This window comes from Pseudomonas sp. NBRC 111138 (assembly GCF_001320835.1).
GTDB lineage: Bacteria > Pseudomonadota > Gammaproteobacteria > Pseudomonadales > Pseudomonadaceae > Aquipseudomonas > Aquipseudomonas paracarnis.
Genome location: NZ_BCBO01000022.1, coordinates 76,219 through 98,321 on the forward strand (window position 1 = coordinate 76,219; position 22,103 = coordinate 98,321).

Here is a 22,103-nt window from a genome sequence, read left to right on the forward strand (position 1 = left end):
ATGAAGAGCCTACTACCGATCAATAGCACGCAACTGGAGCGCGCCATGGAGGCGGCGTTCTTCGAGAAAACGATTGTCCCGCTGCGCGACCTCTATAACGCTGACACCTGCCCGGTGCATTTGCTGCCACATCTCGCGTGGGCGTGGTCGGTGGATCGCTGGGACTACCGGTGGACCGAGGCGACTAAGCGCGCCGCCATTAAGGCCTCCTATTACATCCATGCCCACAAGGGGACTATTGGCGCGTTGCGGCGCGTAGTCGAGCCCCTGGGCTACCTGATCGAGATTATCGAGTGGTTCAACACGGTGCCGGAGGGCGTGCCGGGGACCTTCGCGCTGAAAGTCGGAGTGTTGGACACCGGCATTACCGAGGAGATGTACCAAGAACTGGAGCGGCTGATTGATGACGCCAAGCCCGTCAGCCGGCATTTGACGGGGCTGGCCATCAGTCTCGAAACCACTGGCGCTATCAACATCTTCGCAAGCGCGTATGACGGTGACGAAATTGATGTTTATCCGCCGGTACTTCGGGACATCGAGGCGACCGGCGTTATCGGTGGCGGCGGTCGCGAACACACAATTGATGACCTTGAAGTTTATCCCCTGACGCCTGCCTTTATCTCGGTTGATTGTTATGTCGGCGTGCCGGGCCGTGAACATTCCATAGACCTTTTGGATGTATACCCATGATTGATGCCAATTCGCAGTTTTTCGCCATCCTTACGGCCGTGGGGGAGGCCAAGCAAGTTAAAGCCGATGCTGGCTTGATGACTTGGAAGTTAACCCACATGGCCGTGGGCGACGCCAATAACACCGATCCAATACCTGATCGTTTGCAGAAGGTGTTGATCAACGAGCGACGCCGTGCGCCTCTGAACATGCTGGGCCCCGATCCGGCTAACCCCGGCATCCTTGTGGCTGAGCAAATCATCCCGTCCGATGAAGGCGGTTTCTGGATTCGTGAGTTGGGGTTGTTCGACTCGGACGGGGATCTGGTGGCGGTGGCCAACTGCGCGCCGAGCTTCAAGCCGAAGCTTTCCCAGGGCGCCGGCCGAACGCAGACCGTCCGCATGAATTTCATCGTAAAGAGTTCCACTAACGTGGTGCTGAATATCGACCCTTCTGTGGTGACGGCAACGCGCCGGTATGTGGACGAATCCATTGCCGGCGCCATTAACAAAATGGATTTTAAACAGTCGGTATTGGTCGCAACCACGGGGCCTGTGGTCCTGGCTGGCGTTCAAGCCATCGACGGTTTCGCGGTGCCAGTTGGTTCGCGGGTGCTGGTAAAAGATCAGGCGCAGGCGAAAGACAATGGCTTGTACGTGGTTGGGGCTGATAGCTGGGTGCGTTCGGTCGACGCGGACACCAGCGACAAGGTAACGCCGGGCCTGATGGTCACAGTGGAGCGCGGCACGGTAAACGCCGATACCGTCTGGCAGCTTGTCAGTGACGGCCCGCTGGTGCTTGGCACGTCTTCTCTGGCCTTCCAATGGCAGGGCGGGCAGAACGCGCCTACGCCACCTGTGGATGACCGCTCTAAGCGGGTAGCCAATACCGAATCAGTCATGGCTCAGATTGAAAGCCAAAACCAGGTTTTTCCTGCTCATGTCTTTCGTAAAAACCGTCTGATCAATGGCAACTTCGATATCTGGCAACGCGGCACGTCCGGCCAGGTAGGCAATGCGTCTGGGCCGCCCCAGGCGGTTTATGGTCCTGATCGTTGGATCGTGTATATGCCCACCAATTCGTCCGCAACTTGGGACCGGATAGCTTTTGAGCTTGGAGGTGGGTTTGATGAGGGCCGTTATGCGTTGCGAGTTACGCGAAGCGGAACTAGCGCCGGCTTAAACATCAGTCAAAAAATAGAAGGGGTTGAGTCGTGCGCTGGCAAGGCCGTTACTATCTCTTTTTATATGCGTTCATCCGTTAATCACAAGTGCGGAGTTATTTTAAGGCATAACTTTGGCGCTGGTGGTTCAGACGGTGGTGCGGGTGTGGGGGAGCAGATTAATGTTACTACGGAGTTTAAAAAGTTTGTAGTCAACCTAACCGTTCCCTCTATCAAAGGTAAGCAGAAGGGTAGTGCCGGCGATTACTTAGAGCTGGTGTTCGGTAGCACTGGCGAGGGTAGCTATAACGTCGACTTGGCGAGAGTTCAGCTGGAGCAAGGCTTCGTTTCAACAGAGTTCGAACTTAGACCGCTGGGCGCGGAGTTGGAGTTGTGCCAGCGATATTTTGAAAAAACGTTCTCGCAAGGAGTTGCGCCTAAAGACGGGGTGGATGTTAACGGCGCGTTGATTTCTGTGGTCTACGTGGGGCAGGGCGGGTCTTCAAGTCAGCCTGTGTCGCATTGGGCATTCAAGGTTGAGAAAAGAACAGTGCCAAGTATTCGCCTCTATCGGGCGATGGGCGGAGGGGCCGACGGTCAATGGCGGTCGGGTAGTGATGTGGTATCAAGCCAAAATGCACGTTCTTTGATTGTGGGTACCCGCCAGGCATCTGTTGATAACAGTGACGTCGGTATTGCTGCGCAAACTTACTACATTCATGCAACCGCTGACGCTGAGCTATAGGAGTCGTCATGAGTTATCGGCTTACTGAAAGTCCAGACATCGTTATTCAGTTATCAGATGGCGCTACGGTTCCTCGCGGTCATAGATTCTGGGTTGAATACGAAAAGTGGATAGAGGCGGGAGGTGTGCCGACGCCGGCGTTTACTATTGATCCGGCCATAGAAGAAAGATCGTGGCGCGACGCTGAAATTGAAAGCGTCAAGTGGTTGCGGGAGCGTCATCGGGACGAGGTGGATTCTGCACGCCCAACAAGCCTGACCCCGGAGCAGTCCGGCGAACTGCTGGATTATGTACAGGCGCTAAGAGATTGGCCTCAATCAGCGAAGTTTCCAGCTCAAAAATACCGCCCTAAAAAGCCCGGTTGGATCGACCAGCAGACCCAGTAACGCGCTGCCTTTTCGGGGCGCTTTTTATTCCATTACGCGTAACACGAACACCCCTCTCAGCCTCGCCGTCGCGGGGCTTTTTCGTTTCTGGAGATTGAACGTTATGAGTTTCTTTCACGGCGTCACCACGACTTCGGTTGATACCGGCGCACGCACCATTTCGCTGCCGTCGTCTTCCATTATCGGGCTGTGCGACACCTTCACCCCGGGCGAGCTGGGCGGCGGCACTGCCAAAGCCGGCGAGTTGAAGTTGATCACCACCGAGCGCGAAGCCATCGCCGCGTTCGGTGCTAATTCGGCGATCACTAAGGCTTGTAAAGCGATTTATACCAAGGCCAAGGCGGTAATCGTCGCTATCGGCGTGCCGAAGCTGGAAGACGCGGCGCTGCAAACCTCAGCGATTATCGGCGGTGTTTTGGCATCGGGTCAGCGCACCGGACTGCAAGCGTTGCTTGACGGCAAAAGCCTGTTCAACGCACAGCCGCGGTTGTTGATCGCGCCGGGTCACACGGCTACTCAGGCGGTGGCCACCGCGCTCGATGGCCTGGCGCAGAAGCTGCGAGCTATCGGCATTCTCGATGGGCCTCGCACCACGGACGAAGCTGCCATGCTTTACGCCGATAACTTCGGCAGTCGCAACCTGTTCATGGTTGACCCCGGTGTTCAGTACTGGGACACCGAACTCAGCAAGACCGTGGACGCCCCGGGTTCAGCCTGGGCTGCTGGCTTGTTTGCCTGGACAGATGCGGAGTACGGCTTCTGGGCCTCGCCGTCGAACAAGGAACTTACCGGTATCACTGGCACGACCCGGGCTGTGGAATATCTGGACGGTGACGCGACGTGCCGGGCCAACCTGCTGAACAACGCCAATATCGCAACGATCATTCGCGATGACGGCTATCGCCTGTGGGGTAACCGCACCCTGTCGAGTGATCCGAAGTGGGCCTTCGTTACCCGCGTTCGTACGCTGTTCATCCTCATGGATGCGGTGCAAGCCGGCCACAAGTGGGCGGTAGACCGCTCGATCACCAAGACCTACGTCAAGGATGTGACGGACGGCCTGGAAGCGTTCATGCGCGACCTGAAAGCTCAGGGCGCAATTATCAACTTCGAAGTGTTCCCGGACACCGAACTGAACACGGCCAGCCAAATTGCCCAGGGCAAGGTTTATTGGCGCATCCGTTTCACCGACGTGCCGCCGGCCGAAAACCCGAATTTCCTTTTCGAAGTCACCGATCAGTGGATGACCGAAGTTCTTGAAGCAGCCTAAGGGGCACCGTCAATGATTCCTCAAACTTTGTTTAACACCAATCTGTTTGTCGACGGCGTGAACTTCGCCGGCGACGTGCCTAGCCTGACGCTGCCAAAGCTGACCACCAAGACCGATGAATATCGCGCTGGCGGCATGGCCGGTGCCATTGAGATGGATCAAGGCCTGGAAAAAATGGAGGCGTCCTTTGTTACCAAGGGCGTGCGCCGTGAGTCGCTGAAGTACTTCGGCCTGGCCGATGGCACCGCTTTTAACGCGACGTTCCGGGGCGCCTTCAAGGGGCAGAAAGGGGCTGTGACGGCCGTTGTCGCCACCTTGCGCGGTCGTCTCAAAGAGGTCGACCTGGGCGACTGGAAAGCCGGTGATCCGGCCGAGATTAAATACGCCATCGCGGTCGCTTACTACAAGCTCGAAATCGACGGGCGCCTCATGTACGAAATCGACATGGTCGCCGGCGTGCAGGTGATCGACGGCAAAGACCAACTCCTCGAAGTGCGCAATGCGCTCGGCCTGTAAGGAATAGATCCAGATGAATCAAGCAACTGCTAAGAAAGTACCGGCCTGGCTGTCGCTCAGCGCGTTCACGGCCGTCGTTACGCTCACGCGGCCAAGCAATGCCAACGGCGTGCTGGTCGAGACATTTACCTTGCGTGCCCCGGCCGTGCGCGAAGTGCGGGCAGCCGATAAGGCGTCGAATGGCGACGAGGAGCAGCGTGAGCTGATGCTGTTCGCTGGCTTGGCCGATGTCGGCGTTAGGGACCTTGAAGGTCTCAAGCTTGCGGACTATCGCCGTGTTCAAGTCGCTTATTCGCACCTGGTGCCCGATACCGACTACACGGCGGTAATGCCATCGTGGTTGTCGGTCACCACCGATCAAGCCCTCGTTACGCTTTCCTGCCCTAGTGAAATCAACGGGGTGACGGTGGATAAATTGGCCCTGCGCTCCCCGACAGTGGGCGATGTGCGTGCGGCGAATCGTGATGCTGCTGGTGATGATGAGCAGCGCGAGCTGGTGTTGTTTGCCGCGCTGTCCGGTGCGCCGGTCGCGGATCTGGAGGGCCTAAAGCTGGTGGATTTTAACCGCCTGCAGGCCGGCTATTTTCGTATGGACCAAGACGACGGGCTTTGATCCTGGCGTTATAAAAATGGCCGCGAAACGTCTGGCGGCGGAAACAGGATTTTCCGCCGCCGAGATTCAGTCAATGCCGTTTGCTGAGATGGTGTGGTGGCTCACGGATTGAGCTGCCGTCGGTAAGGCTGCGCAAATGGGGGCCAAGACATGGCTAACAAACTCGCCCTCGGGCTAGTGATTGGCGGCGCCGTGAGTTCGACGGTCGGCGCTGCATTCAAGGACGTTACGGGGCGAATCAAGCGCCTTGAGGCGGAAGGCAAAAAATCGCGTGTTCTGCAAAGTGCTATCGGCGACACGATTCGCCTGCGCGATGAGTGGAAAAAAGCCCACGATAGCGGTTCAGCAGGGGCTTCAAAGCTGCTGGGCCGGTTGAACTCCAACCTCGACAGTTTGAAAAAGCAGGGGATCGAGGTTGGCCGTTTGGAGAAGGCCTATCGGTCTATGGGGCAAGCGGCCAACAAAGCCGAGCTTAAAGCCAAGGGGCATCAGCAGCTTGATGCCGGTAAAACGGGCATGAAAAGCGCGGTCGGCGCCGCTGTCGTGGGTGTCGGCGTGCTGGCTGTTCCGACGAAGGTCAGCGCGGACTTTGGCGCCATTGTTCGTGACATCGCGATCAAGGCCGGCATTGCCAATAAGCCGCAAGAACAGCAGATGTCGCGCAAGATCATCGACACTTCGCGTGACACCGGCATGGCGCGCAACGACGTCGCCGACGTGGTCAACCAGTTGGTTGGCGCCGGTATGGAGTTGAGCAAGGCCCTGGAATATGCACCGGTCGCGGCCAAGTTTGTCGTGGGCCAAGGGTCGAACGGTGTCGATACGGCGAAGATGATCAATGCCTTGGGGCAAAACGCCAAGATCACCGACCCCAAGCAGATGCAGCAGGCGTTGGAGGCAATTGCCTATCAAGGGCAGGCGGGCAGCTTTGAAGCGGCTGACATGGCTAAATGGTTCCCTGAGCTGTTGGCCAACATGGGCAGCCTGGGCATCACTGGCATGGATGCGGTGACGCAGCTGGGTGCCATGCTGCAAGTGCAGATGAAGTCTGCCGGCGGCGCCGATGAGGCAGCCAACAACCTCAAAAACTGGATGAGCAAAATCGGTTCCGGTGAAACCGTCAAGGCGTATTCGAAGGCCGGTATCGACTACAAAGGCTCGATGCAGACCGGTTTGCAGAATGGTATGTCCACGCTGGAAACCAGCATGGCGTTGGCTCAGAAGTACATCCAAGCCACCGATCCGAAGCGCGCGGCGGCAATGGCCGAGGCGACGGCCAAAATCAGCAAGGAATCCGACCCGGAGAAAGCCAAGGCCATGATGGCCTCGCTGGAGGAGTCCTTGCGCACCGGCGACCTGTTCGCTGACATGCAGGTCAAGGCCGCGCTGTCTGCCTACATGCAAAACAAGGCGCTGTACAGCCAGCTCAAAAACGATTCGCGCGATGCCACCGGTATCCTCGACAAAAACCTCAGCGAGCGGCGTGAGGCGTCGTCGCAGAAGTGGGCCGAGATGGCTCAGTCGATGGATGACGCCATGCGCAGCGTGGGGGATGCCCTGCGCCCGGTCACGGATACCGTGGCGGAAACGCTGACCCGAGTCACCAAGGGCATTACTTCGCTGTCTGACAGCGCGCCAGGAGTGGTGACAGGTATCGCGGCGGTTGGTGGCGGGTTGATTGCGCTCAAAGGCTTGTTTAGCTCGTTCAAAATCGCCAAAGGATTGCTAAACGTCGCGCGGGGCTCGTTGGGCGGCAAGTCCGGCGAAGTGCAAAAAGTCTTTGTGACCAATGCCGAGGACGGCAAGGGTGGCGGCGATGATGCCGAGCCCAAAGGCAAGGCCGGCAAAGCGCTGTCGTTGGTCGAGACCGGGCTCAAGGCGGTAGCGGCCTTTAAGGGCCAGCCTGTCGATGGCGACGACGAAGCGGACGGCGATGGCGACAAGAAGCCTGGAAAATTCGATCTTATCGCGACTGGCCTTAAGGTGGTTTCGCTAGCTAAAGACGCTGTGTCTGGCGACGACGACGGCGGTGCGAGTGGTGACTCGGGGGCCGGTGAAGACGGCGTTAAGAAGGTTTTCGTCGTTAACGCGAGTGCAATGGGTGGGGGCTCAGGAGGGCCAGGCGAAGCACGCCGGCGCGGTCGCGGTTCAAGGCGTAATCCCTCACGGCGTCGGCCGCCAGTGCCACGGCCACCGGTGCTGGGTCCACGTCCGCCGGTACCACGTCCGCCGGTACCGGGTCCACGTCCGCCAGTGCCACGACCGCCGGTACCGGGTCCACGTCCGCCAGTGCCACGACCGCCGGTACCGGGTCCACGTCCGCCAGTGCCACGACCACCAGTGCCGGTCCCGCGTCCACCAGTACCACGGCCACCGGTGCCGGTTCCGCGTCCACCAGTGCCAATCCCGCGCCCGCCGATTCCGCCGGTACCGGTGCCTAGCGGTGCGCTGGCACGGCTGGGTGGGGTAGTGCAAGCGGTCGGTAAGATCGGCAAAGCCGCCAAGATGATCCCCGGGGGCTCGCTGATGGAGGCGGGCGCCATGGCCTTCGACACCTACGAAAACGCCAAAACTAAGGACGAGCAGGCCGAGGGTTATGGTGCGGCCGCTGGCAACCTTGCTGGCACTATGGCGGGCGCTGCGGCAGGGGCCGCTATTGGCTCAGTGGTGCCGATCATCGGTACCGCTATTGGCGGGCTGGTGGGCGCTTACTTGGGCAGCATGGGTGGTTCTGCCCTGGGCGGCGCTGCGGGTAAGTCGTGGTTTGGCGGGGATGACGAAAAGCCCGACCCACCGGTAACGCCATTGCTGATGGCCCCCCGGACGGGGCCAGCTATTCCAAGTCTGGCCACCATGGGCAAGTCATTTGATGGCGCGAGCGGTACGGGGGCGCTGCTGATGGCGCCGGCAACTCAGGTGCCCGCGCCGGGGGATGCAGCGCGCTCCCTGGCAGTGTCTGCGCCGGCCAAATCGGCGGCCGTGGCAATTCAGCCCAAAGAGCGTGAGAAGCCTGTTCCGGCGAATGTGGATCAAAAGTTTGAGTACTCGCTGAGCATGCCGGTAACGGTGCAAGGGGATGTGAAAGATCCACAACGCTTGGCGCAGGACCTCATGCCGCATATGCGGCTAATGATGGCGGATGCAGCGAAACAAAACGCCGCGAAGCTTTACGACGAACCCCATCTGTAAGGAGGCCCCATGGCGTACATGGAACAAATGCAGTCAGGCCTAAAGTACCTGGTCGAAGCCGGGGAGACTGGGCGGCGCAGTGCTGACGGCATGCTGGGGCCGGTGAATGGCGCCATTCGAGAGTTAACCGGCGCCGCATCCGAGTTGGAAAACATCCCGTTCGTGGGGCCGGCAGTCGGCGCCAAACTACAGCGGGTAATGCGTGGCGTGGACGCAGCACAGGCCAAGGTCGGCCAGGTAGTAGCCGTGTACGGCCGTGCGACACGGGCAGCCGTCGAGGTGCAGGAACGTATGGGCGTGCTGAAGGAACAGGCGGGCAAGGCTGCGACGGCGATCAATAACATCGCCGGAAAGGTGAGTCCGTCGCTGGCCAACATCGTGCCCACCAGTGCGTTTGCCACGGATGCCACTCCGGCGCCGGAAGCGGTGAAGCCGTTCCCTCACTTGCTTATCATCCAACCCCGTGACCCCAAGGAGCAGCCCTATTACTTCAATCTGGACACTGCGGCCTTTGACGAGCTGAGCCGCTCTGCTGAATTCCGCTGGGCCTCACAGGAGCGCCTGTCGCGCCGCCCTGCGCAGCAGGCCGTAGGCATGGGCGATGAAAAGTTAACGCTCAAAGGTACGATCTACCCGGACTTCAAGGGTGGGCTCAAGCAGCTCGACACGTTGCGCAGCATTGGGGCGAGGCTTCAGCCGTTGAGCCTGACCACGGGCTATGGCGATGTGATCGGCACCTGGTGTCTGAAAAGCATCAACGAGGAACAGGGCGCGCTATTGCACGGCGGAATTCCGCGTAAACAAGGGTTCACTCTGGAGTTTGTGCGCTATGGCGACGACATGCAGAACGTCTGACGGGGACATGCTCGATGTCATTTGCAATAACGTTTATGGCCATCTGAACGGCAGCACCGAGGCGGTGCTGGACGCTAATCAGGGGCTGGCCGACGAGCCCCAGCCCTACCGCGCCGGGGTGGTGATCTATTTGCCGGATCTGCCCAGCCCAACGGGGGAGGGCATCAGCTTGTGGGATTGACCTCGACCGTTGCCAGCGACGCGTTGCGTTACACGTAACGGCCATTTGTTTTTTGACCCGCCAGGTGCGGGTTTTTTTTGGACAAAATCCATGACCCCTATGTTTCGAATCGTGGCTGATGGCGCCGATGTGACGGCCAAAATCAATGATCGGTTGTTGTTGCTGCGCACCTCTGACAAGCCCGGTATGGAGTCCGACGAGTTTGAGTTGCGCATTGATGACCGGGACGGCCAGGTGGTGCTGCCTCGGCGCGGCAGCTCTATCGAGATCTACCTGGGCTATGCCGAAACGTCCTTAGTGCGCTTGGGGCGTTACGCGGTGGATACGGTCGAAGTGTCGGGGCCGCCGGATACGATAGTGATTAAGGGCAAGGCCAGCGACATGCGCGGCAGTGGCAAGACCATCCGTAGCGGAAGCTGGGAGGATGTGCCGCTGTCGAAGATCGTGGCCGATATCGCGGCTCGCAATGGTTGGCAAGCGGTGTGCCCGGTGGCTACCAAAGTCGCCCGGGTGGACCAGCTCAACGAGTCCGATTTTAATTTCATCACGCGCCTGGCCAAGCAATACGACTGCACGGCTAAGGTGGCCGACGGCAAACTGTTGGTGATGCCGCGTCAGGCTGGCCAGACAGCCAGCGGCAAGGCGTTCGGCGCGATTACTCTGACCCGTAGCGACCTCAGCCGATGGCAATTCAGCCTTGGGGATCGCAACTCGCACAAGGCCGTGGCGACCAAGCATCAGAATAAGAAGGACGGCAAGTTGGCAGTCGTCACCGTTGATAACGACGACGCGCCGGATGGATTGCCGGCGGTGCATACCGACCGGCATATCTACCCGAACAAGACCGCCGCCGAGGCTGCCGCAAAAGCTCGGTTAGCGGCGTTCAATCGCTCGACCGCCGACGTGCGTTTCGAGATGCCTGGCCGGACAGATATTTTTGCCGAACGCCTGATCAACGCCCAGGGCTTCAAGATCGGCCTTGATGGTGAGTATTTGGCGGACTCGGTGGAGCAGGTGTTCACCCAATCCGGCTGGTCGACCACCGTTGAGTGCAATGCCGGCAAGAAGGGCAAATCCAAGGGCAAGGCAAAGAAAGATAAACCCCCGCTCAAAGTCGTGAACGTGAACGCGCCTTAAAGCATACATCGCCGCCTCAGGGCGGTTTTTTTATATCTGGAGTTTGTATGTCCGTCACCGAACAACAGCTGCAACGCATCATGCCGAACGCCCGCCGCCAAGCGGGCGTTTTTGTATCTGCTCTGAACACAGCAATGACAAATCGACAGATCAACACACCGAAGCGTCAGGCCGCGTTCCTGGCCCAGGTCGGTCATGAGTCGGGTCAACTGCAGTACGTCCGCGAGCTGGGGGGTGATCAGTACCTGAGCAAATACGACACCGGCAACCTGGCTACGAAGCTCGGTAACACCCCGGAAGCCGACGGTGATGGTCAGCGCTACCGTGGCCGTGGACTGATCCAGATCACCGGCCACGACAACTATCTGCGCTGCAGCCTGGCACTGTTCGGCGATGAGCGATTGCTGCGCACACCCGAGCTGCTCGAGCAGCCGCAATGGGCAGCAGAGTCGGCGGCGTGGTTCTGGTCCGTGAATGGGCTGAATGCGCTCGCGGATCAGGACCAGTTCAACACCATCACCCGCCGGATCAATGGGGGCCTCAATGGCCTGGAGGATCGGCTGCTGCTGTGGGCCAGGGCGAGGGCGGTGTTATGCGTTTCTTCGATCTGATCCCCGCGCAGTTCCGTTTCGCCGCCGTCGGCGTGCTGTTGTTGATGGTGATTGCCGGATCTGCTGCGTTGGCCTGGACAGCCCAGGACTGGCGTTATGGCCGCGAGCTGGAGCGCCAGGCCCGGCTGCAGGCGGACACCCTTAACGAGTTATCCCAAGCGTCTGCCGCCGTACAGCGTACCGAGCAGGACAAGCGCCTGGCTCTGGAGCAGCGTCTGCAGAACAAAGACGAAACCCACTACAAGGAATTGACCGATGAGCAAGCCAAGCAGGCTCGTCTGCGTGATCGCCTGGCTACTGCTGATCTGCGGCTGTCAGTCGTACTCGCCGCCACCGAAACCACCGGCAGCTGTTCAATGTCAGCTACCACCGCCACCGGCCGCGTGGTTCATGGCACCACTAGAGCCCAACTTGACCCAGCGCATGCTCAACGAATTATCGGAATCACCGGTACCGGCGACCAAGGATTGATCGCCCTGCGGGCCTGTCAGGCCTACGCGAAAGAAGTCTCTACACCGAAGTAAAAGGAGCGGCCGGGCAGGATGCGTCAACATCCAACCCGGCCACCTTCCCCGCAGAACGTCCCTGCAAGTCCAGCCAAGGCTCCTGCTTCGTGCACAAAGCGGAGCGAGCCTAGCACTGTTTATCCATACAGCAAAGGTCTTGCTTTTATATGTCCACACCCATCATTCCTTGGATGGGCGGCAAACGCCGCCTGGCCGACCGCCTTATTCCGCTCTTCCCACCTCACGAATGCTACGTCGAAGTCTTTGCCGGCGGTGCCGCGCTCTACTTCATGCGTCCGCAGGCCGCGCCTGTTGAAGTCCTCAACGACATCAACGGCGACCTGGTGACGCTTTACCGCGTCGTGCAGAACCACCTGGAAGAATTCGTGCGCCAGTTCAAATGGGCGCTCAGTTCCCGCCAGGTGTTCGAGTGGCAGAAGATGACCCGCCCTGAAACCCTCACCGACATCCAACGCGCCGCACGATTTTTCTACCTGCAGCACCATGCCTTCGCCGGCAAGGTGACGGGGCAGACGTTTGGTACTGCGACTACTGGCCCGGCCATCAACTTGCTGCGGATTGAGGAGAATCTGTCTGCAGCGTGGCAGCGGTTGTCTGGCACCTACGTTGAAAACCTGCCCTGGTTGGACTGCGCCGAACGCTACGACCGTGCCCATACCTTCCACTACATGGATCCGCCTTATTGGCAGACGGCCGGTTACGGTGTGGACTTTCCCTTTGAGAATTACGAGCGCATGGCTGACTTCATGCGCCGCTGCAAAGGCAAGGTCATGGTGAGTATCAACGACCACCCTGATATCCGGCGGGTATTTGAAGGGTTTCACTTTGAAACGCTGGACATCCGCTACAGCAGCACCAATCAGCGGCAAGGGAAAACTGAGATCAGTCAAGAACTGGTGATCATGAATTGGGATCCGGTATCCTCTGGAGGATTATTTTAGAAGGCGTAACCAGAATGGTAGGGCAAGCACCGTGCGTGACCGGCAACCAGTGAATACGGTGACTGCCGGCTAATCGCGTTCGCAAAGAAGATCGGTATCCGGTAGTGTTAGAGAAGCATTGCATACCATCGGAGTCGTATTGGATGCATCAAATTCGATGGAAACGCTGTGTGGCGGCTCGATACATAAGCCAGCCAAAGCTATTTTTTAATTCTAGCTAATTCAAAGGAATGTCTATGAGCAGCTCGGCTCAAAACGGTAATGCAAACTTAAATAATGGTACTAGTCAGAATGAACTTAGGCGAACATTTATTGCAATGTTGTTTGCCCTGGTCGCAGCGACTATAGCTCAGCAAATAGCTGAGCTATTATTTGTAATCACCGGTGGTTGGGATTTGGCCTCCAGTCCACCGAAGATGTGGGAAAATTTACTTTCCGGCAATGGGCTGCTGTTTGCATCGCTTGCGCATTCTTTTCTGGCATTACTTATGGTATCGATGAGCTGGGTTATGTGGTCTAAGTCTCAAGCTGCCGGCCATAAGACTGAGATTGCAAATATTTTTTCGAAGGAGTTTGTGCTCTTATTAATCGAAGTGTTCCTTGTCGTCCTGTATTTTGCTATTGCCAAAACAATGGAGCAAAATTTTACGGAGTATATGAAGGATAAGCAAATCTCTACATATGTTGGAGTGGCATCTGCGCGTCCCGAAGCACTCCAAATGATGTGGGTGTTTTCCGTCTTCTTTGTCTGGGACGTGATTGTAGATGTTATCTATAGTCCACGTACGCCCCATCCCGTTCTTATTCGGGAAAGGTTTTACTCTTTCATTCAAGGGCTTTTGACATACTGCTCTATCTCATTGCTCTGTGTTTTCGCTGCTTGGATGGTTAGCCGAGCAGCGCCATCTGCCGGTACTCCATACGAAGCTCTATGGGGCGATATATCGCTAATTGCTCTTCTTTTGTTTTTTGCATTGGGTAAACAACTCGAATACTTCGCGATCAAGCTTTTTCCAGGCGAAGATAGCCGCAAAAATACTAAGCGTGACCGACCGCCTTCAACTAAGGCGGCGGTAATGATGGTTTTCCTATCTGCTGTTTATACTTATTCGATGATGGTGTTGATATGGCCGCCGAGCTTCCTAAAATAATTGGCTTAGTAGGGCCTATTAGAGCCGGTAAAACTACGGTTACAAAATATTTGGTTGAGAAGTACGGATATATTACCGCTTCCAACTCTGACGTGCTTAGGGAAATACTAGACGGCATGGGAATACCTTCTAGTCGGGAAAATTTGGGAAGGCTGGGTAATTCGATTTTTAAAGTTCTGGGAAATGACATTATCGCCAAGTACCGCCTCGATAACCTTAACTTGGGGCGGATAGTTGTCGACGGTATTCGTTATCCAGAGGAGATAAAACGCTACTCTGAAGTTGAGAGTTTTAAACTTTTGGCTGTCACAGCAGGTGCGGATGTGCGTTTTGACAGAACGCTCAGAGACCGGACAGAATTGAAGGATGTGGGTATTTCTCGTGAAGCGTTTGATGATTTAGTATTGTCGAGAAGTGAGCTGGACGTTCCTCAGCTTGTGTCAAGAGCGGATGAGGTAATTATAAATGAAAGAAGTTTTGAGAGTCTAAAACAAAGGATTGATCAGACTCTGAAAAAATGGAGTTTTGACTCCTAAGTGAGGCCTAGAAGTTGTTTTAAAGTTTTTGCGCAGGACTCCATCTGCGCTTCAACTTTACCAAGTATCCAGTACTCATGATTTAGACATAAATCACTTGAATCATGGATTCTGAGTATCTTGAAACCGCAGTCTTGTATGTCTGAAGCGAGTTTTTCTCTGGCAGCGATGCTGCGCCGATATACGTTGGCGACAATGACTCCCGTTGCTTTTAAAGTCCTGCTCAGTTCGGTTAGTTGAGCTTTGTAAAATGGGAAGTGCAGTACAAATACGGCAATTACCATTTCGAAATAGCCTTCTTCATAAGGAAGACTGCATGCAGTGTCAGAGAAGATATAGCAGTCAAGTTCGTTGCTAGAGTGGAATTTGACTACTATCTCATCCGCATCCGATAGGACGTAATGCATTCCCAGCGCAGCATTGACTTTAAATACGGGGTTTTTGCCTGCGCCGATTTCTAGAAGGCTGGAGGGAGCGATTTTAATAGCTAGCGATTCAAATAGAGAGCGGACTTTACCATTCGCGGGGCTTATTAATTCAGGGAATTGGGCGCGAGCGCGGCAGAGGTTACTGACTTCTATCGGCTTCAGCTCGTCGAGGTGCTCAGTATGAGTGTAGAAGTAATCCATGAACCTGAAATATTTTGTGCCTTGAAATGTTGTCTCGCTTGGTCCTTTCTCAATTTTTTTATATTTGAGAACACCAGGTTCGATCATTTCAAAATCTTCTTCGTTCATAATCCAGTCCCTCGGATCCTAATTTTTTATAAATATAAGAATATCTTCGCATTTGACTTTTGCCATTAAACGCCTGCGACTTATTTTTATGTTTCTTTCTTTCCTTAGCGCTAGAGTGAATCCCTGATTGATTGCCGAAAATATTAACTCGTCAGTAGTTGAGGCTCTTGCCTGCGATTCACCCACGACTAATGCCATAGATGAGCCATTTTTAAGTATGCGAAAACTCTGTTTGAAAAAGCTAGCCATGAAGCTCATATATAATTCATGACTGTTTTTTCTAGAGCGATTTGATCTGGCCCCTGACTCGGCAGAGCGAAGCTTCTCGAAGTCTCTAAAGCCCAGCCGTTCAGCAGCAAGCTCGTCTTTATCGAACCACAGGTAACTGAGCCGTTGTGACTTTACATAATCGGCTACACCGTAATAAGGCGGGGAGGTCATGATGAAGTCAATGTGATCGTTCGGAATAGACTCCATGTTCGCGACACAATCACCGGCAAGCAGTTTGTAACGAGATCGAGTCTGTGTTCTCGTTTCCTTGTCTACGTGAACTTGAACCGCTTTGTGAGAAAGCTGAGTTAACTTAAGATATTCATTGGTAGCATTGCGGAACGTTAATAGTGCATCTTTTGGAACTATTTCGGACGGTTTTGGTTTTACGTTATCGCAAACCCATCCCCAATGACGACCCTGTGAAGACGTGTTTTTCAGTATTCCGGAAAAAATTGCAAGCAAACATTTTTTTAGTTGTAGGCTTTTAGTTTCGAGTATTGAAGATAATAAGCGATTTAATATGAATAGTGTGTCCGGGTGATACCAAGCACGCAGTTCCTCCTCGTGAGGATGAGGTTCTGCTAGTTTTGTCCCAAAAAGATTTTCCGATTCGTTGATAGTAATATCAATTTGCTTTCGAAGACTTTTTGGATCGGGAAAGTAAAGCTTTGCTTCACTCATAAGTAATGCAATTGGGTTTGTATCCATCCCAATAAAGTTTCTACCTAGCCTGACTGCCTCTACCCCCGTTGTTCCGGATCCGTTAAAAGGATCTAAAACAATATCTCCTTTTTTCGTAAAAGCAGGAATTAGTGTGCCGGGAATCGCCGCAATATAGGTTGCTGGATACCAATGGAGTGAGTGGATTCCCGAATTGCTGAGATTTGGGAAAGACCAATCTATGTTTTCTAGATGCTCAGTTAAGTTCAAATGGGAATTCATCCGTTTCGGCGTAGAAGCTTCCTTTATATGTTTCCGGAAATTCAGCTTCAAAAATATCGACTTCAAAAAGGTCACAGAATGCCGTCGTGACCTTTTTTCTCCATTCGATTATATCTGGCAATAACATTTTAGGTTTGCCTGGTGTCTTCTTAATCAGCGAAATCATACAGCTAGTAGAGTTTTCGCCGAGAATTACTATCCCCTTGTAATTGTCAAAAAGTACCTTGATTTCACGACAAATTAGACCTTTTTCATTCCATACGAAATAGGTTGGATCATTGAATGGTACATCCACACGATGTAAAATGTACTCGGCGATCTCCGCGTTCTTAAGTTTTTTGGAGGTGTGAAAGTTTTTAAACCATACGTAATCAATAAGGTGATATTCGCATCCGGAAATGAGCTGCTGTGCCAACGTTGCTGTGCTCGGGTGTTTGCGAAGTTTCTCCTCAAACTCCGGCTCAGTCATGTGCCAATTTTCAAGTGTGATAACTTCATTTTCAACTGCTCGGCGAACTAAATCCGTTTGGAGCGCGTTGTATGGGATGCATTCAGGGTGTGCAATTATCATTGTATAGATGCGCTGCCTGAAATCTATCCATTTTCTTAGCGGCTCAATAGCTGCTTCGCTAAAGATAAGTCCAGATTTCTCGTTCAACTTCATGCATTTGCGCAGTTCAACTATATTTTCTCTAGCATTGTCCCATCCAAGCATCGCTGCCATTCGATGGACGTTGTCGATGTTATCGATATCAATGTCCGCGGATACAGCGCTGTGGAATCCAGGTTTTGGACAAACTAGATTAATCACCGCATCCTGGTTGACGTTGTGTTTGCGCAAAATCTTCTCAAGTTGCAACTGCTTGCCTGGGACAATTTCTAGATACGCATTATCTTTGTTGAGCGCTCCACTTATTAAAGCTGACAGCGTTTCCTCATGATTAAAGTTAGGGGCGACACGTTTGAGTTCGGATTCCACGAGATGGCCATACGGTGGAATGGCTGCATCATGTAAAATTGCCGCGGCGAGTAGTGCCTTTGTTGCATCTATACTTAAATTGCTTTTGTGTGCTAACTCTACAGCAAGATAAGTGACCCCAATCGAGTGTGGGAGGCGTCTGGATCTTCCGAGTTCTTGAATAAGAGGCACATCAAAATTCATTTGACGCATGTTTCGTAGCCGGTGAATCTCCGGGCTATCTATCAGATCTGCGAGTAACGAAGTTAGGCTTTCATCTGAAAACCTCATGAGCCCATGTAAGATGTCGTGGAATTCCATATGGCCCTTCATTTCAAACGTAGCGGGGCGTAAACCCAAATTGGTCAATTGTACACGCTAAAGGTGCGTATATCACAGGCCACTCAAGCGATCCCCCCATGCCGCCAGGGACGCTACACCCATGACTGACCGATTTGCACCCTTGATTTCGACATCTTTGGTCAGCACTGTCAGTGCCAGACCAAGCAAGGCCTGCCTGAGCAAGGGGTCATCTACAACCTTCCTGGATATCCAAGTGGCTTTTCCCCGGCAGCGGCAGACCGCATAAAGGCCGTACCTACGTAGGTGAGGCGTTGAACTCCATGCGCCCGAATGTCTACCCGGTCAAGATCACCGCGCAAGCTTGCAGGGTCGAGCGCCCTTGACCGCGACCTAGCTGCAGTAAATCGCCTAAACAAGATACGTTTTTCACCGGGATGCGTTGCGCTCATGTGAGGGAGTCACCACCAATGAGGGGGCCTTAGATACCACAAATGTTTTGTGGAAAGCAGAGTGGCTGGCTGATTTTTAGGGCAAATTTAGGGCAAATTGAAGACCGCTATAGGCCGTTGCTGGCCTTTCAAACGAGGCATTAGCCCCATCAATAATGGGCTGTAGCGGTCTGCGGTCTAGTCTGATCGGGTTCGAATCCCTATCTCTCCGCCATTACATAGAAAAAGCCCCGTAGCTGAATAAACTGCGGGGCTTTTTCGTTTTCAGCCTTTATTAACGGCTGCTTCAGGGAATTGTTGTAGTCCTGCCTAACGCTGAACAAGGCGCTCAGACGCTTTGCGATAAGCCTGATCTCGTTCACGTTTATCGACGGCGACCACGAACACCGTAACTTCCTGATCTATCACTTGATACACCAGCCTGTATCCGCTGCTATGCAGTTTGATCTTGTAGCAGTCAGGCAGCCCATGTAGGCGGTTAGCCTCAATACGTGGGTTGTTCAGGACTTCGACCAGCTTCTTCTTGAGTTGCTGACGGAGGGTGTCGCCGAGTTTCTGCCATTCCTTCAATGCACGCGCATCAAAATCAAGGCTATAGGTCATCCAAAGAAACCCTTACGCGTTGAGGCGATGCAAGACGCTCACGTACGGTCGCCATCAAGGCTTCATCCTCTTCAGTCATCAGCACAGGCTTAAATGGCAACTGGCCGCGTTCGGCAACATATTGCAACGCCTGACGTATCAGTTCAGAAGGTGTGACACCGAGTTTCTCCAGCTCTAGGTAGGCACGAGCTTTCAGGTCGTCATCGATACGGATGTTGATAGATGCCAAGAGATAGCTCCTTGTGTAATGACGTTGGTCATTACATTGGAGCAATCGGGTTTCATTGGCAAGTCTGTCTGGACATACGGCAGTCGCTCTCATCTGTTAATCCTACTTCTTGGCCGTCGGCTTTGCCGGGCGCTTTTTATCGGTTTCCTTCACCGTTTCCCTTGGTCTTCTCTTCGCCTCTTGCTCTGTTACGTATTCACCAGTGACCGCATCGCGATATCTCGTTGGCATATCAGCACCCTTGACAGTATGTCGCCACGGCGGCGACCTTTTGAGGCTAGCTTGCAGGCTTATGCACACAAGGTTCCTGGTGGGGTTCTGGTTACCAAGCTTTTCCGAAACAGGTGCTTACGTTGTGCAGGTTCGGCAGTTTTCGTGCAGGGTTGCGTTGGCTGGGGTTACATCATGAATAAGATCACCGCTGATTCTACCGAAGGGCACGCACGCAAAATCTTTTGCGTAGCCGATGATGTCGGCACCGAAGAAACCCTTATAAACGCCACCGAAACCCTCTCATCCGCCCTTCAATCCGCCTACCAATGCGCCGAAGATCCAGTCAGCACGCAGTCGCCCGTGATCATGGCCCTGGCTCAATTGATTGAGAACGCGCAAGCCTTGGTGGATGACGTCCTCGAGCATGACTTCCCCACGGCCAAATAAATACCTGCTCCCTGAAACGAAAAAAGCCTGCTGAACTCAACGCTCAGCAGGCTTTTTTGCGCCTACAACCCGGTCAGGCAGGCTGCGCCACCAGGCTATTACTCACCTTGCGCCCCAACACCAGCACGGTCGCAAACCCCAACCCCACCAACACAGTGGCCAGGCTCAACAACACCGAGCTGCCCATTTGGTCGACGATGCGCCCGCCAAAGAATGAACCCAGGGCGATGATCACCTGAAACAGCGCCACGAACAGCGGCATGCCTCGTTCCACATCCTTGGGCGCCACCACGAACATCCAGATGCTGGCGCAGGCCGGGAAAGCGCCAAAGGCAAAGCCCCAGAGCGCGATCAGCACCACGGCGCCTGTCATACCGGTGGCGAAGTAGGGGAACAGTGCAGTGCTGGTACCGATCATCAGCGCGACCAGCAGCAGGGTGTTGCGTACGCTGCGGTTGGCGGCGAAGCCGGCGAACACATTGCCCAGCACGCCCGCCACGCCATACAGCAGCAACAATGAGCCAATCGTTGGCCCGTCGAAGCCGGAGCTGTGTTTAAAGAACGGCGCGACATAGGTATACGCAGCAAAGTGCGCCAGGCCGATCAGCAGTACGGCGATCAACCCGACCCGCGCTTGTGGGTTGATAAACAAAGCTGGCAGGTCCCGGATCTGAATGGCTTTCTCAGGAGTGAGTCGCGGCAGCAGGAAGATTTGCGCCAACAGCACCGGAATGCCCACCAACGCCGTGACCAGGAAGGTCATCCGCCAGCCCATCAGGCCGCTGAGCCAGGTACCCACAGGCACGCCCAGAACGGTGGCCAGGGTCACGCCCATCATGATGATCGAGGTGGCCTTTGCTACGCCCACGCCCTTGGGCGCCAGCCGCCCGCTGAGGGCAATGGCCGTGGCCCAGAAGCCGCCGATGCTGATGCCGAGCAATACGCGGCCGAACAGCAGCAGGCTGAAATCATTAGCGAAGGCCACCACCAAGTTGGCGATGATCATTACCAATGTCAGGCCGATCAGCAAGTAACGACGGTCCATGGCGCCAATGCTGACCGACAGAAACGGCGCGGCGAGGGCAGCCATGATGCCGGGCAATGTCACCATCAATCCGGCGTGACCGGCACTGATGCCCAGATCGCTGGCGACGTCGTTGAGTACGCCCACCGGTAGGAATTCACTGGTCACCAGGGCAAAGGCACCCACGGCGACCGAAAGAATCGCCAACCACTGCTGTTTGACGCTTTGTTGATTATGTTCAGGATGCCCGCTAGGGGCCTGGCTCGCGCTTGGCATGGGATTGGGTTCCGGGAGGAATGTCGCCTGAAGCCAGGCGAGGAGGGAATGTGGGGCGATTATAGGAATCAGTGTCGGCAATCGTTCAGGCGCTCGTTTCGATAGTAATCATCAGTGCTATCGATGTGAGCAATCATTTTTCGGCCAACCGTTCCAGAAGGCACTCAATAAACACCCCCTCCGCCCGACTCAACTTCTGCTCCCGGTTCCACAACAGATGAATATCCACATCCGCAATCCCCTCATCCGGCGGCAACCGCCACAGCAGCCCGCGCTCCACATCGTCCGCCACCACATGAGTGGGTAAGCAGCCCAAGCCAAACCCGGCAATGACCAATCGCCGCACTTCTTCCAGGCTGGAGGATGACGCCACGATCCGCCCGCCAAACCCTTGCTGATCACGGAAAATAGTCAGCGGCGACAACATGCCGCCAATCTGGTCGCTGGTAAAACTCACGAAATTCTCCGATTGCAGATCCCCTTCGACTAACCCTGTGCGTCCGAACAATGGGTGGTGTTTTCCACAAAAGAACGCATAACGCTGACGCAGAAACAGATGCTGTTCCAGGCGCGGTTGTGGCCGGCGATTGAGGCTGAGCCCCAGGGTCGCGGTTTTTTCCAGCAGCGCGGCGACAATGTCTGAGCTGCGCATCACTTCGACTTCCAGATCGACCCGTGGATGTTCGCGATGAAAACCCGCGAGAAAGTCATCGAAAGTGTCGGAATTAATCCGGCTGATCATCAGCAAGCGCACTTTGCCGATCACTTCATCACCCGGCTTTTGCAGGGCGTTGCTCATCTGCGAGACCTGGCCGTACATCTCTCCGGCAATGGCGAAGATCTGCTCACCGGCTTCGGTGAGCACGAAGCGCGGGCCACGGCGCAGGATGAGCTGGCAATCCAGCTGTTCTTCCAGGCGCTTGAGCGCCTGGCTGATGGCCGGTTGCGTCAGATGCAGGCGGGCGGCGGCGCGGCTGATGCTCAGTTCCTGGCCGATCACGCGGAAGGTGCGCAGCAGGTTCCAGTCCAGGCGGTCATTGAGCAGAGGGTGAATATCGCGGCGGAATTCGGGCATGGCGGCGCTTGATAATAAGCAGTTCTTATAATCAAGATAATAAATAGAAAATTGACTAATCATAGCCCCTGGCCGAAAAATCGGG

23 protein-coding genes and 1 pseudogene are annotated in these 22,103 nt (G+C 55.0%); 17 read left to right on the forward strand and 7 right to left on the reverse strand.

Going from position 1 to position 22,103, the window contains the following annotated elements; all coding sequences use genetic code 11:
- The 16 genes and pseudogenes from APH41_RS04415 to APH41_RS04490 all read left to right on the forward strand — a co-directional run bounded on the left by APH41_RS04415 (position 1) and on the right by APH41_RS04490 (position 14,489).
- The gene (locus APH41_RS04415) at positions 1 to 690 is read left to right on the forward strand and encodes a phage tail protein I (RefSeq protein WP_054917704.1); all 690 of its coding nucleotides are present in this window, start codon (positions 1 to 3) and stop codon (positions 688 to 690) included.
- Positions 687 to 2,576, forward strand: a complete 1,890-nt coding sequence (locus tag APH41_RS04420; protein ID WP_054917705.1) for a phage tail protein — start codon at positions 687 to 689, stop codon at positions 2,574 to 2,576. The genes APH41_RS04415 and APH41_RS04420 overlap by 4 nt, the downstream gene beginning before the upstream one ends.
- Before the next feature lie 8 nt (positions 2,577 to 2,584).
- Positions 2,585 to 2,962 (forward strand): phage tail assembly chaperone, encoded by a 378-nt coding sequence (locus APH41_RS04425; protein WP_054917706.1) that lies wholly within the window; start codon positions 2,585 to 2,587, stop codon positions 2,960 to 2,962.
- A 103-nt stretch (positions 2,963 to 3,065) separates the two neighbouring features.
- Entirely contained in the window at positions 3,066 to 4,232 is a 1,167-nt protein-coding gene (locus tag APH41_RS04430; protein ID WP_054917708.1) for a phage tail sheath family protein, read from the forward strand.
- 12 nt (positions 4,233 to 4,244) lie between these two features.
- Entirely contained in the window at positions 4,245 to 4,748 is a 504-nt protein-coding gene (locus APH41_RS04435) for a phage major tail tube protein (RefSeq protein WP_054917712.1), read from the forward strand.
- 13 nt (positions 4,749 to 4,761) lie between these two features.
- Positions 4,762 to 5,037: pseudogene (locus APH41_RS29290) on the forward strand (phage tail assembly protein); the annotation flags it as partial.
- Between the two features lie 39 nt (positions 5,038 to 5,076).
- Positions 5,077 to 5,361: a phage tail assembly protein gene (locus tag APH41_RS29295; protein WP_054917747.1), complete on the forward strand. Its 285-nt coding sequence runs from the start codon at positions 5,077 to 5,079 to the stop codon at positions 5,359 to 5,361.
- Between the two features lie 150 nt (positions 5,362 to 5,511).
- Positions 5,512 to 8,550, forward strand: a complete 3,039-nt coding sequence (locus tag APH41_RS04450) for a phage tail tape measure protein (RefSeq protein WP_054917714.1) — start codon at positions 5,512 to 5,514, stop codon at positions 8,548 to 8,550.
- A gap of 9 nt (positions 8,551 to 8,559) precedes the next feature.
- On the forward strand, positions 8,560 to 9,405 hold the full coding sequence (locus APH41_RS04455) for a phage tail protein (protein WP_054917716.1): 846 nt from the start codon (positions 8,560 to 8,562) through the stop codon (positions 9,403 to 9,405).
- Positions 9,380 to 9,586 (forward strand): tail protein X, encoded by a 207-nt coding sequence (locus tag APH41_RS04460; protein ID WP_054917718.1) that lies wholly within the window; start codon positions 9,380 to 9,382, stop codon positions 9,584 to 9,586. The genes APH41_RS04455 and APH41_RS04460 overlap by 26 nt, the downstream gene beginning before the upstream one ends.
- 90 nt (positions 9,587 to 9,676) lie before the next feature.
- Positions 9,677 to 10,723, forward strand: a complete 1,047-nt coding sequence (locus tag APH41_RS04465; RefSeq protein WP_054917720.1) for a phage late control D family protein — start codon at positions 9,677 to 9,679, stop codon at positions 10,721 to 10,723.
- Positions 10,724 to 10,770: 47 nt separating this feature from the next.
- Positions 10,771 to 11,334 (forward strand): glycoside hydrolase family 19 protein, encoded by a 564-nt coding sequence (locus tag APH41_RS04470; protein ID WP_054917723.1) that lies wholly within the window; start codon positions 10,771 to 10,773, stop codon positions 11,332 to 11,334.
- Positions 11,316 to 11,858: a lysis system i-spanin subunit Rz gene (locus tag APH41_RS04475; RefSeq protein WP_054917725.1), complete on the forward strand. Its 543-nt coding sequence runs from the start codon at positions 11,316 to 11,318 to the stop codon at positions 11,856 to 11,858. Before APH41_RS04470 ends, APH41_RS04475 begins: the two co-directional genes overlap by 19 nt.
- Positions 11,859 to 12,007: 149 nt before the next feature.
- Positions 12,008 to 12,802, forward strand: a complete 795-nt coding sequence (locus APH41_RS04480; RefSeq protein ID WP_054917728.1) for a DNA adenine methylase — start codon at positions 12,008 to 12,010, stop codon at positions 12,800 to 12,802.
- 236 nt (positions 12,803 to 13,038) lie between these two features.
- The gene (locus tag APH41_RS04485) at positions 13,039 to 13,953 is read left to right on the forward strand and encodes a hypothetical protein (RefSeq protein WP_156359025.1); all 915 of its coding nucleotides are present in this window, start codon (positions 13,039 to 13,041) and stop codon (positions 13,951 to 13,953) included.
- A complete protein-coding gene (locus APH41_RS04490) occupies positions 13,929 to 14,489 on the forward strand; it encodes an AAA family ATPase (protein ID WP_054917732.1) in 561 nt (186 codons plus the stop codon). The genes APH41_RS04485 and APH41_RS04490 overlap by 25 nt, the downstream gene beginning before the upstream one ends.
- Here the strand turns inward: APH41_RS04490 and APH41_RS04495 are convergent.
- From APH41_RS04495 to APH41_RS04515, 5 genes are all read right to left on the reverse strand, one after another.
- On the reverse strand, positions 14,486 to 15,226 hold the full coding sequence (locus APH41_RS04495) for a methyltransferase domain-containing protein (RefSeq protein ID WP_054917734.1): 741 nt from the start codon (positions 15,224 to 15,226) through the stop codon (positions 14,486 to 14,488). The genes APH41_RS04490 and APH41_RS04495 overlap by 4 nt on opposite strands.
- 18 nt (positions 15,227 to 15,244) lie before the next feature.
- A complete protein-coding gene (locus APH41_RS27880; protein WP_177333548.1) occupies positions 15,245 to 16,429 on the reverse strand; it encodes a DNA methyltransferase in 1,185 nt (394 codons plus the stop codon).
- Positions 16,416 to 17,720: an HD domain-containing protein gene (locus APH41_RS04505; RefSeq protein ID WP_054917738.1), complete on the reverse strand. Its 1,305-nt coding sequence runs from the start codon at positions 17,718 to 17,720 to the stop codon at positions 16,416 to 16,418. The genes APH41_RS27880 and APH41_RS04505 overlap by 14 nt, the downstream gene beginning before the upstream one ends.
- Positions 17,721 to 18,460: 740 nt before the next feature.
- A complete protein-coding gene (locus APH41_RS04510) occupies positions 18,461 to 18,754 on the reverse strand; it encodes a type II toxin-antitoxin system RelE/ParE family toxin (protein WP_034126587.1) in 294 nt (97 codons plus the stop codon).
- The gene (locus APH41_RS04515) at positions 18,744 to 18,983 is read right to left on the reverse strand and encodes a type II toxin-antitoxin system RelB/DinJ family antitoxin (protein WP_014717442.1); all 240 of its coding nucleotides are present in this window, start codon (positions 18,981 to 18,983) and stop codon (positions 18,744 to 18,746) included. The genes APH41_RS04510 and APH41_RS04515 overlap by 11 nt, the downstream gene beginning before the upstream one ends.
- A 405-nt stretch (positions 18,984 to 19,388) precedes the next feature.
- Here APH41_RS04515 and APH41_RS04520 point away from each other — a divergent pair, with 405 nt between their 5' ends.
- On the forward strand, positions 19,389 to 19,643 hold the full coding sequence (locus APH41_RS04520; protein WP_054917739.1) for a DUF6124 family protein: 255 nt from the start codon (positions 19,389 to 19,391) through the stop codon (positions 19,641 to 19,643).
- A 73-nt stretch (positions 19,644 to 19,716) separates the two neighbouring features.
- Here the strand turns inward: APH41_RS04520 and APH41_RS04525 are convergent, their stop codons facing one another.
- A complete protein-coding gene (locus APH41_RS04525) occupies positions 19,717 to 20,943 on the reverse strand; it encodes an MFS transporter (protein WP_054897603.1) in 1,227 nt (408 codons plus the stop codon).
- A 133-nt stretch (positions 20,944 to 21,076) separates the two neighbouring features.
- Positions 21,077 to 22,018 (reverse strand): LysR family transcriptional regulator, encoded by a 942-nt coding sequence (locus APH41_RS04530; RefSeq protein ID WP_034126590.1) that lies wholly within the window; start codon positions 22,016 to 22,018, stop codon positions 21,077 to 21,079.
- Positions 22,019 to 22,103: the final 85 nt, after the last annotated feature.

Bases quoted from the DNA above. Each gene is read 5' to 3' on its own strand.
- APH41_RS04430 (WP_054917708.1), top strand. From the start codon at position 3,066: ATGAGTTTCTTTCACGGCGTCACCACGACTTCGGTTGATACCGGCGCA.
- APH41_RS29295 (WP_054917747.1), top strand. From the start codon at position 5,077: ATGCCATCGTGGTTGTCGGTCACCACCGATCAAGCCCTCGTTACGCTT.
- APH41_RS04450 (WP_054917714.1), top strand. From the start codon at position 5,512: ATGGCTAACAAACTCGCCCTCGGGCTAGTGATTGGCGGCGCCGTGAGT.
- APH41_RS04465 (WP_054917720.1), top strand. From the start codon at position 9,677: ATGACCCCTATGTTTCGAATCGTGGCTGATGGCGCCGATGTGACGGCC.
- APH41_RS04520 (WP_054917739.1), top strand. From the start codon at position 19,389: ATGAATAAGATCACCGCTGATTCTACCGAAGGGCACGCACGCAAAATC.
- APH41_RS04510 (WP_034126587.1), bottom strand. From the start codon at position 18,754: ATGACCTATAGCCTTGATTTTGATGCGCGTGCATTGAAGGAATGGCAG.
- APH41_RS04525 (WP_054897603.1), bottom strand. From the start codon at position 20,943: ATGCCAAGCGCGAGCCAGGCCCCTAGCGGGCATCCTGAACATAATCAA.
- APH41_RS04475 (WP_054917725.1), top strand. From the start codon at position 11,316: ATGCGTTTCTTCGATCTGATCCCCGCGCAGTTCCGTTTCGCCGCCGTC.
- APH41_RS04485 (WP_156359025.1), top strand. From the start codon at position 13,039: ATGAGCAGCTCGGCTCAAAACGGTAATGCAAACTTAAATAATGGTACT.
- APH41_RS04495 (WP_054917734.1), bottom strand. From the start codon at position 15,226: ATGAACGAAGAAGATTTTGAAATGATCGAACCTGGTGTTCTCAAATAT.
- APH41_RS04480 (WP_054917728.1), top strand. From the start codon at position 12,008: ATGTCCACACCCATCATTCCTTGGATGGGCGGCAAACGCCGCCTGGCC.
- APH41_RS04490 (WP_054917732.1), top strand. From the start codon at position 13,929: ATGGCCGCCGAGCTTCCTAAAATAATTGGCTTAGTAGGGCCTATTAGA.
- APH41_RS04530 (WP_034126590.1), bottom strand. From the start codon at position 22,018: ATGCCCGAATTCCGCCGCGATATTCACCCTCTGCTCAATGACCGCCTG.
- APH41_RS04455 (WP_054917716.1), top strand. From the start codon at position 8,560: ATGGCGTACATGGAACAAATGCAGTCAGGCCTAAAGTACCTGGTCGAA.
- APH41_RS04435 (WP_054917712.1), top strand. From the start codon at position 4,245: ATGATTCCTCAAACTTTGTTTAACACCAATCTGTTTGTCGACGGCGTG.
- APH41_RS04420 (WP_054917705.1), top strand. From the start codon at position 687: ATGATTGATGCCAATTCGCAGTTTTTCGCCATCCTTACGGCCGTGGGG.
- APH41_RS04460 (WP_054917718.1), top strand. From the start codon at position 9,380: ATGGCGACGACATGCAGAACGTCTGACGGGGACATGCTCGATGTCATT.
- APH41_RS04505 (WP_054917738.1), bottom strand. From the start codon at position 17,720: ATGGAATTCCACGACATCTTACATGGGCTCATGAGGTTTTCAGATGAA.
- APH41_RS04470 (WP_054917723.1), top strand. From the start codon at position 10,771: ATGTCCGTCACCGAACAACAGCTGCAACGCATCATGCCGAACGCCCGC.
- APH41_RS04415 (WP_054917704.1), top strand. From the start codon at position 1: ATGAAGAGCCTACTACCGATCAATAGCACGCAACTGGAGCGCGCCATG.
- APH41_RS04425 (WP_054917706.1), top strand. From the start codon at position 2,585: ATGAGTTATCGGCTTACTGAAAGTCCAGACATCGTTATTCAGTTATCA.